Annotated in this window: 10 protein-coding genes; all 10 read left to right on the forward strand. The window is 65.1% G+C overall.

Annotated elements, in window-relative coordinates:
- Nucleotides 1-476 (forward strand): DNA-directed RNA polymerase subunit alpha C-terminal domain-containing protein (locus Q8M13_RS16130; RefSeq protein ID WP_305301069.1); only part of this gene is annotated, 476 nt, incomplete at its 5' end.
- 182 nt (nucleotides 477-658) lie between these two features.
- Nucleotides 659-1,075: a 50S ribosomal protein L17 gene (rplQ, locus tag Q8M13_RS16135; RefSeq protein ID WP_305301070.1), complete on the forward strand. Its 417-nt coding sequence runs from the start codon at nucleotides 659-661 to the stop codon at nucleotides 1,073-1,075.
- A gap of 97 nt (nucleotides 1,076-1,172) precedes the next feature.
- Entirely contained in the window at nucleotides 1,173-2,405 is a 1,233-nt protein-coding gene (locus Q8M13_RS16140; protein WP_305301071.1) for an ectonucleotide pyrophosphatase/phosphodiesterase, read from the forward strand.
- A 160-nt stretch (nucleotides 2,406-2,565) separates the two neighbouring features.
- Nucleotides 2,566-3,021 (forward strand): VOC family protein, encoded by a 456-nt coding sequence (locus tag Q8M13_RS16145; protein WP_305301072.1) that lies wholly within the window; start codon nucleotides 2,566-2,568, stop codon nucleotides 3,019-3,021.
- A gap of 13 nt (nucleotides 3,022-3,034) precedes the next feature.
- Nucleotides 3,035-3,481, forward strand: coding sequence for a VOC family protein (locus Q8M13_RS16150; protein WP_305301073.1), 447 nt, complete (start codon nucleotides 3,035-3,037; stop codon nucleotides 3,479-3,481).
- On the forward strand, nucleotides 3,472-3,813 hold the full coding sequence (locus Q8M13_RS16155; RefSeq protein ID WP_305301074.1) for a helix-turn-helix transcriptional regulator: 342 nt from the start codon (nucleotides 3,472-3,474) through the stop codon (nucleotides 3,811-3,813). The genes Q8M13_RS16150 and Q8M13_RS16155 overlap by 10 nt, the downstream gene beginning before the upstream one ends.
- Nucleotides 3,810-4,280: an SRPBCC family protein gene (locus Q8M13_RS16160; RefSeq protein ID WP_305301075.1), complete on the forward strand. Its 471-nt coding sequence runs from the start codon at nucleotides 3,810-3,812 to the stop codon at nucleotides 4,278-4,280. Before Q8M13_RS16155 ends, Q8M13_RS16160 begins: the two co-directional genes overlap by 4 nt.
- 59 nt (nucleotides 4,281-4,339) lie before the next feature.
- Complete coding sequence (locus Q8M13_RS16165; protein WP_305301076.1) at nucleotides 4,340-5,611, forward strand: TCR/Tet family MFS transporter; 1,272 nt, start codon at nucleotides 4,340-4,342, stop codon at nucleotides 5,609-5,611.
- Between the two features lie 167 nt (nucleotides 5,612-5,778).
- Entirely contained in the window at nucleotides 5,779-7,056 is a 1,278-nt protein-coding gene (locus Q8M13_RS16170) for an MFS transporter (RefSeq protein ID WP_305301077.1), read from the forward strand.
- A 67-nt stretch (nucleotides 7,057-7,123) separates the two neighbouring features.
- A partial coding sequence (locus tag Q8M13_RS16175) for a trypsin-like peptidase domain-containing protein (RefSeq protein ID WP_305301078.1) occupies nucleotides 7,124-7,853 on the forward strand: 730 nt, incomplete at its 3' end.

The raw sequence follows: 7,853 nt of genomic DNA on the forward strand, positions 1-7,853 counted from the left end.
GCGTCGCCTATCGCGTCGAGCCGACCCGTCAGGGCCAGAGCCTCGACTACGATAAGCTGATCATGGAAGTCGAAACCAACGGCGCGATCTCGCCGGTGGACGCGGTGGCCTTCGCCGCCCGTATTCTCCAAGATCAGTTGCAGATCTTCATCACCTTCGAAGAGCCGAAGAAGAAGGTCGAAGGCGAAGCCAAGCCGGAACTGCCGTTCAACCCGGCGCTGCTGAAGAAGGTCGACGAGCTCGAGCTCTCGGTCCGTTCGGCGAACTGCCTGAAGAACGACAACATCGTCTATATCGGCGACCTGATCCAGAAGACCGAGGCGGAGATGCTCCGTACCCCGAACTTCGGCCGCAAGTCGCTGAACGAGATCAAGGAAGTGCTCGCGGGCATGAACCTTCACCTCGGCATGGACGTCCCGAACTGGCCGCCCGAGAACATCGAAGAACTCGCGAAAAAGTTCGACGACCAGATGTAAGAACCTCTTGCGCTGACTCCGTGCCGCTTCGGCGGCATGGGCCTTACGAGACCGCAATCGCGGTGGAAGGCCCCGGCGCTTCGTGTTGACCCAGGCGGGATGAGGCTGGGACTTGGTTAGGCAAAGACACATTCCCCGATATCGGGAACGTGCAGTGGGCCAAGCGGCCCAGGAGATACAAAATGCGTCACGGTAAAGCCCACCGCAAACTGGGTCGTACGACCGCCCACCGCACCGCCATGTTTGCGAACATGGCCGCGAGCCTGATCAAGCACGAGCAAATCGTGACCACCCTGCCCAAGGCGAAGGAACTGCGTCCCGTCGTCGAGAAGCTGATCACGCTCGCCAAGCGCGGCGATCTGCACGCTCGTCGTCAGGCCATCAGCCAAGTCCGCGACGTCGCTCAAGTCGGCAAGCTCTTCGCCGTGCTGGGTCCGCGCTATCAAGAACGTCAGGGCGGCTATATCCGCGTCCTGAAGGCCGGCTTCCGCTACGGCGACAACGCCCCGCTGGCCGTGATCGAGTTCGTCGATCGCGATCCGTCGGAAAAGGGCAAGGACTCCGGTCCGGTCCAGGTCAGCGCGTTCGGCGACGAATAAGCTAACCTGCCAAAGCAGTTTCAGAGCCCCGGACGGAAACGTCCGGGGCTTTTGCGTTGTTGGGTGAACGTCACGTCAGGCGGCTAGCTTCGCGGTTATGAGTCTGATCCGGAATATTTTCGCGGCCTTGGCGATGCTCCTCGTGCTGGCCGCATGCGCCCAATTGCCTGCCAAGTCAGAGCTCGAACGCCAGTCTGACGCCGCGCTGGTCGTGCTGGTGTCCATAGACGGCTTCCGCGCCGACTACCTGGACCTGGGCGTCACGCCCAATCTCTCGCGACTGGCGAAGACGGGCGCCCACGGGGCGATCCGGCCGTCGTTCCCAACCAAGACCTTCCCGAACCACTACAGCCTGGTCACCGGCCTGCGTCCTGACCGTCACGGGATCATCGACAACAACATGATCGACCCGGAGATTCCGGATGTCGCCTTTGCGCTGTCCAACAGGGCGGCGGTGAGGGACGCGCGCTGGTGGAACGACGGCACGCCGATCTGGGTGAGCGCCGAGCGGGCCGGGATAAGGTCGGCCACTCTGTTCTGGCCGGGATCTGAGGCGACCATCCACGGCGTGCGGCCAAGCCAGTGGCTGTCGTTCAGACAATCGATGTCGGCGACGGCGCGGGTGGAGCAGGTGCTGGCTTGGCTTGATGGACCCGCAGCGACGCGGCCCCGGTTGATCACGCTCTATTTCGACGAGGTCGACACCGTCGGCCATTTCTTCGGGCCAGATTCCCTCCAGGTCGCCGAGGCGGCGGCTCGTACCGACATGGCCATAGGACAGCTGACCGAGGGGCTGAAGGCGCGGGGACTCAAGGCGAATCTCATAGTCACCGCCGACCACGGCATGGCCGCGGTGGCGCCTGATCGGGTGATCTACCTCGAAGACCTCGCCTCGGCCGATCTCGGTCGATCGCTCGCGCTCGGAGCCTTCATGACCTATTACCCTGCGCCCGGGCGGGAAGTGCAAGCCGAGGCGGCTCTTTTGGCGCCGCACCCTCACATGACCTGTTGGCGCAAGGGCGAGATCCCGGCGCGATATCACTTCGGAACTCATCGCAGGGTCTCGCCGATTTTCTGCCTGCCGCAGACCGGCTGGGAGATCACCACGCGCGCCAGGCGACCGCCTAAGGGCGGGAACCACGGATTTGATCCCTACTCACCGGAGATGGCGGCCATCTTCATCGGCCATGGCCCGGCCTTCGCACGGGGCAGGGCAACGCCGCTGACCGACAATGTCGACGTCTATCCGTTGCTCGCCAGGCTGCTGGGCGTCGAGCCAGAGGCGAATGATGGCGGTGAGACCTTGATCAACAGCGCCCTGCGGCGCTGAAGCAGCCGCGATGGAGATGATCGCTGACAAACCAATTGCGGAAAGCAGAAACTATTATACAATACTGAAAGTATATCTCCTCCGGAGTGACGCCAGTCGCGAGCAAACCGTCTGTCGGCCGCTCTGAACTCTGGGATCTCCGAGCCGAAAGGTGACTGAGATGAGTGATCGGGAAAAGCTGCCGACCATCGGGGCGCTGCTTTGGTATCAGGACCCTCGGGCAGCTATCGCTTGGCTTGAGGCCGCCTTCGGGTTCGAGACCCGACTGGTGGTCGATGACGGGCAGGGGGGCGTGATCCACTCCGAACTCGGGCTCGGCGACGGCTACATCATGGTGGTCGGGCCGCCGTCGGGCCAGGCCGCCAGTCCAGCGACCCTTGGCGGCCGCTCAACGCAGTCGGTGCATGTCCAGCTTGAGAGTGGCCTCGACAGCAGATGCGAGCAGGCTCGCGCAGCGGGCGCCGCCATAGAACGCGAGCCCGCAGACCAGCCCTATGGCGACCGGGTCTTTACCTGCCGTGACCTGGAAGGCCACCCCTGGTCGTTCGGCCAGACGCTGCTGGCGCTTTCCGTCGCAGAGATGGAAGCGGCGACCGGCCACAAAATCGAAACCTAGAGGAGAAACGGCCATGACCGCCGGTTTCCGTTCAGCCCTGTTCTACCAGGATCCCAAGGCCGCCTTGGCGTGGCTTGAAAAAGCCTTCGGCTTCGAGCTGACGATGTTGCTTGAGGACGCGGAGGGCAATGTCGCCCATTCCCAAATGAGCTTCGGTAACGGCTACGTCATGATCGGCCAGGAATGGAGCGCTGATCACAAAAGCCCGAAGTCGGTCGGCGGCAAGAACACCCAAACCGTGAACATCCAGATCGAGACCGATATCGACGCCCACTTCGAGCGGGCCAAGGCCGCCGGGGCCGTGATCGTCGCGGCGCCCGAGACGCAGTTCTACGGCGACCGCACCTATCGGTGCAGCGATCCCGAGGGACATATCTGGACGGTGTCGCAGACGGTCCAGGCGGTCAGCCGCGAAGAGGCTGAGGCCGCCAGCGGCCTGAAGATCACCGGATGGCTATGAGCGGCCAGGCCGCCCAGATCGACACGACCCTGGCGGCGTTGGCCGATCCCTATCGGCGCCAGGTCGTGGACCTGTTGGCCCAGCGCCCACGTCCGGCGGGGGAATTGGCGCGGGAACTTGGCTTGTCTCCGCCCACCATGAGCCGTCACCTGCGCGCCCTGCGCGAGAGCGGCCTGGTGGAGGAATCCCATCCGCAGTTTGATGCGCGCGTACGCATCTATGCCCTGAGGCCCGAACCCATGGTGCATCTCCTGCGCTGGCTGGAGGAAAGCGAACGCCTTTGGTCCGAACAACTGCTGGCGTTCAAGACTCATGTCGAGGCCGCGCCGTGACCTCCAAGGTCTATGTGGCGCTCCGAGTGAAGGCTGCCCCCGAGCGCGCGTTCGCCGCCTTTGTGCAGGAGATCGGCGCTTGGTGGCGGCCAAATGGTCTGTTCCAGACCACGCCTCGCGCGCCAGGGGTGCTGGCTTTCGAGCTGGGAGAGGGGGGGCGGCTGACGGAGACGCTGGAGAGCGGGAAGGTTTTCGAGATCGGCCGGATATCCGCCTGGGAGCCGCCGTCACGTTTGGTTTTCTCCTGGCGGCAGGCCAACTTCCCGCCAGATCTTCACACTGAGGTGGAGGTGCGTTTCGAGGCCGTGGGAGAGGGCGAGACCCGCGTGAGCGTCGAGCATCGCGGCTTCGATCAGGTCCCTGCGGGTAGCGCCGCGCGTCACGGCTTCCCGGACGAGGCCCTGCTGATGCGCTTGGCGGAGTGGTGGCGCGGACTGCTGACATCCTATCGCGACACCTCGGCGTAACGTCGGTTCGTGAGCCGTGCTAATTCGAACTGAGATTCGTCGTCCTGGAGTTTGAGACCATGACCGATCGTCCTGAGGCGCCGGAGAGCACGGGCGCCGAGGCCAAGCAATGGACCGGAGCATTCCGGTTCATCTTCGCCGCGGCGGTCATCAACGCGGTCTCGTTCGGGATCATGATCCCGGTGCTACCGAACCTGATCAAGGAGTTCACTGGCGGCGATACGGCGGCGGCGTCCGAGTGGAACGTGGTGTTCGGCGCGGTCTGGGGGGTGATGCAGCTCTTTTGCGGGCCGGTCCTGGGCATGATGTCGGACCGGTTCGGGCGCCGGCCGATATTGCTGATCTCATTGGCTGGACTGGCGATCGATTTCCTCTTCATGGCGCTGGCGCCCAGCCTGGCCTGGCTGTTCGTGGGGCGGGTCATCAATGGTCTGACCGCGGCCAGCTTCTCGACCGCTAACGCCTATGTGGCCGACGTGACGCCGCCGGATAAACGCGCCAAGGCGTTCGGCTGGATGGGCTCGGCCTTTTCCTTCGGCTTCCTGGTGGGGCCGGCTCTGGGCGGGTTCCTGGGCGATATCGACCTGCGGCTGCCGTTCTTCGTGGCCGCGGGCCTTACGACGATCAACTGGCTCTACGGCTTCTTCGTCCTGCCGGAATCGCTGCCGCCCGAGAAGCGGGTGGCGAAGTTCGACTGGAAGCGAGCCAATCCGGTCGGCTCCCTGGTCTTCCTGCGCTCGCATGCCGACCTGCTGGGGCTGGCGACCGTCGGCTTCCTGTTCCAACTGGCCCATACGGTGCTGCCAGCGATATTCGTCCTCTACACCGGCTATCGCTACGGTTGGACCCCGGGGTTCATGGGCCTGACCATGATGGCGACCGGCTTGGCCGGGGTCATCGTCCAGACCCTGCTGGTTGGTCCTGTGGTCGCCAAGATCGGGGAGCGCGGCGCCCTTCTGCTCGGCGCGGCGGCCGGGGCGACCGGCTTCGCCATCTATGGCTTCGCTCCCACGGGCTGGATCTACTTCCTGGGCGTGCCCGTCTTCGCCCTGATGAACTTCCTGCAGCCTGGCCTGCAGGGACTGATGACCCGCCGGGTCGAGCCGTCGGGGCAGGGGCAGCTTCAGGGCGCGAACCAGAGCCTGCAGGGCATCGCCTCGGTGATCGGGCCGGTCGTCTTCGGCCTGACCTTCGCCTGGTCGATCCGGCATGAGGGGATCATGCACCAGCCAGGCCTAGCCATCTATCTGGCGTCAGGGCTGCTTGTGGCCGCGTTCATGTTGGCGCTGCGGGTGGCGCGCGCGCCGCGGCAGGTCGCCAACCCAGCCTAGCCGGCGTTTGCGTTTCGTCGATGGCGACTTAGGATCGCCGCCAGCATGACAGGAATGACCGAGACGATGAGGGCCTAGGCTCACGGACGCTGGCGAAATCGCCGGCCTGCCGCTCTGCGCCATATCCCCAACCGACCGCCGCCGCGGATCGGTGTTTCGAGACGTTCATGACAATCCCATCCGACCTGACGCCGCCCGCAGGCGTGCAAGCCCGTTCCGACCTGCGTCGCCGCGCCGGCCTGCGCTTCATCGGGGTGACCATCTGCCTGGACGTGGTGTCCCACACCATCGTCTTCCCGGTGCTGCCCAAGCTCGTGGAGGAGCTCCTCGGCGGAGATGTCCAAGGCGCGGCGCGCTGGATCGGGGTGCTGATCGCGATCTGGTCGGTCGCCCAGTTCGTCGCCGCCCCGGTAATCGGCATGTTGTCGGACCGGTTCGGCCGGCGACCGGTGATCCTGATCTCGGTGTTCGGCCTGGCCGTCGATCTGGTGATCATGGCCCTGGCGCCGACCCTGGCCTGGCTGCTGATCGGGCGGGCGCTCTGCGGGCTGACGGCCGGCGCCCAGGCCGCCGCCATGGCCTATGTCGCCGACATCACGCCGCAGGAGGAACGCGCCAAGAGCTATGGCTGGATCAACGCTGCGGCCTGGACTGGCGTAATCCTTGGTCCCGCCCTCGGCGGCCTGCTGGGATCGATCGACCCGCGCGCGCCGTTCTGGGCCGCGGCGGCGGTATCGCTGCTCAACGGCCTCTATGGCCTGTTCGTCCTGCCCGAGTCGCTGGCGCCCGAGAACCGGGCCCCGATGTCGTGGCGCAAGGCCAACCCGATCGGGGCGCTCAACCTGCTGGTCTCGCGCCGGGGCCTGCCAGTCCTGGCCCTGGTGCTTGTGCTGCTGTGGCTGGCCATGCACGCCATGAACAGCGTCTTCGTCCTCTACACGGCCCACCGCTACGAGTGGACGCCGCTGGCTTTGGGCATATTCGCCAGCGCCTTCGCGGCGGTGAATATCGTGGTGCAGAGCCAGTTGGCCGGCCGCTTCGTCCGATGGTTTGGCGAGCGGCGCACGGTGATCGGCGGGCTGGTCGTTCAGGTGCTTTGCTATGTCGGCGTCGGCCTGGCGCCGACCGGCCCGATTTTCTGGGCCGTGAACCTGCCTGGCGCCTTGGCCAACGTTGCGGGACCAGCCCTGCAATCGATGATGACGGCCAAGGTCGATGCGACCGAGCAGGGCAGGCTGCAGGGCGCCATGGGGTCGATCTCCAGCATGACCGGACTGTTCGGCCCGATCCTTTCGACCCAGGCCTTCGCCTGGTCGATCGCGCCCGGCATGGCTGCGGTCTGGTCGGGCTCCTCGATCATCGCCGGCGGAATCCTGACCGCGATGGGCCTTCTTCTGGTGGCTCTCTTCGTGCGCGAGGTTCCCTCAAGTCAAAACCGTGCCTAAATCAACGCCATGATTGCGCCTGAATACTCTTGAGAGTGCGGGGCTTGTGACGATGCTTGGAGAGTCTATGCGCGCTTATCGCGTTCTGATCCCCGCCCTGGCCATTCTTGCGGCCTGTTCCGACCCCGCCGGAAAATCAAACGCTCAGATTCCGCCGCTGGCCCAGCCCAGCCGGACGGCGCCGGGCGACAGCATGACCATGAAGGCCTCGTTCGCTCCCGTGGTGAAGCGGGCGGCTCCGGCCGTGGTCAATATCTCGTCTAAGCGCCTGATCCGAACGCGGCCCGACCCGTTCTGGGAGATGTTCGGCGGCGGCGCCCCGCGCGAGCGAATCCAGGGCTCGCTGGGTTCGGGCGTCATCGTCCGCGCCGACGGGGTTATCGTCACCAACAACCACGTGGTGGAGGGCGGGCAGGAAATCACCGTCGCGCTAGCCGACCGGCGTGAGTACGTCGCCAGGGTGCTGCTTGCCGATCCTCGCACCGACCTTGCGGTGCTGAAGATCGACGTCGGCAATGAGCGCCTGCCGGTCTTGGCGATCGACGATTCCAACGAGGCCCAGGTCGGCGATCTGGTGCTGGCCATCGGCGACCCCTTTGGTGTCGGCCAGACGGTGACCAACGGCATCATTTCGGCCCTGAACCGCACCGCCGATCCGAATGGCGACACTTCCAACGCCTATATCCAGACCGATGCGGCGATCAATCCGGGCAACTCGGGCGGCGCGCTAGTGGACATGGACGGCGACCTGATCGGCGTGAACAGCTTCATCCTGTCGCGTTCCGGTTCGTCGTCTG

The organism is Phenylobacterium sp. (assembly GCF_030681155.1).
Classification (GTDB): Bacteria; Pseudomonadota; Alphaproteobacteria; order Caulobacterales; family Caulobacteraceae; genus Phenylobacterium.

Bases quoted from the DNA above. Each gene is read 5' to 3' on its own strand.
- Q8M13_RS16145 (WP_305301072.1), top strand. From the start codon at position 2,566: ATGAGTGATCGGGAAAAGCTGCCGACCATCGGGGCGCTGCTTTGGTAT.
- Q8M13_RS16140 (WP_305301071.1), top strand. From the start codon at position 1,173: ATGAGTCTGATCCGGAATATTTTCGCGGCCTTGGCGATGCTCCTCGTG.
- Q8M13_RS16165 (WP_305301076.1), top strand. From the start codon at position 4,340: ATGACCGATCGTCCTGAGGCGCCGGAGAGCACGGGCGCCGAGGCCAAG.
- Q8M13_RS16170 (WP_305301077.1), top strand. From the start codon at position 5,779: ATGACAATCCCATCCGACCTGACGCCGCCCGCAGGCGTGCAAGCCCGT.
- rplQ (WP_305301070.1), top strand. From the start codon at position 659: ATGCGTCACGGTAAAGCCCACCGCAAACTGGGTCGTACGACCGCCCAC.
- Q8M13_RS16155 (WP_305301074.1), top strand. From the start codon at position 3,472: ATGGCTATGAGCGGCCAGGCCGCCCAGATCGACACGACCCTGGCGGCG.
- Q8M13_RS16150 (WP_305301073.1), top strand. From the start codon at position 3,035: ATGACCGCCGGTTTCCGTTCAGCCCTGTTCTACCAGGATCCCAAGGCC.